Origin of the sequence: Streptomyces sp. DH37, from assembly GCF_029813835.1 — a bacterium.
GTDB lineage: Bacteria > Actinomycetota > Actinomycetes > Streptomycetales > Streptomycetaceae > Streptomyces.
In genome coordinates this window covers 1-438 of sequence record NZ_JARVKV010000201.1, presented here as the reverse complement: position 1 = coordinate 438, position 438 = coordinate 1, and the positions used below count along the sequence as shown (strand labels likewise).

Here is a 438-nt window from a genome sequence, read left to right as displayed (position 1 = left end):
CTTCTCGGCTACGGCATTGAGCACCGCCAGATGCTTGGGATGGTTGCCCATCAGCTTGCGGCGGAATTCGAGCGGGTCCTGGCCTGCGGCCTGGGCCAGTTCGTCCATGAAGCATTCCATGTAGATCGCGTTGTGATTGACGTTCACGCCGCGCCAGAAGCCGGGCGGAACGTGCGGGTTGCGCATCGCATGCTCGACCAGGAGATTTGGCACCGAGTAACCGAACGCGGCTTCGCCGGACTGGGCGACGCCCTGGAATGCGGCCGGATCCATGCCGTTCTGCAGCGCTTCGGGGCGCAGCGAGAACAGGATCGACTGTCCGGACAGGCGGTAGTGCAGCGCGACCAGATTGTTGTTGGCGTCGAACGCGCCGGTCATCTTGCACTGGGTGATCGGGTGATAGCGGCCGTGCGCCATGTCCTCTTCGCGCGACCACAC

At 63.9% G+C, this 438-nt stretch carries 1 protein-coding gene; it reads right to left on the bottom strand.

Annotated elements, in window-relative coordinates; translation table 11 throughout:
* The coding region (locus tag QC029_RS31425; protein WP_279559107.1) for a molybdopterin cofactor-binding domain-containing protein at window positions 1–438 on the bottom strand (438 nt) is incomplete at both ends.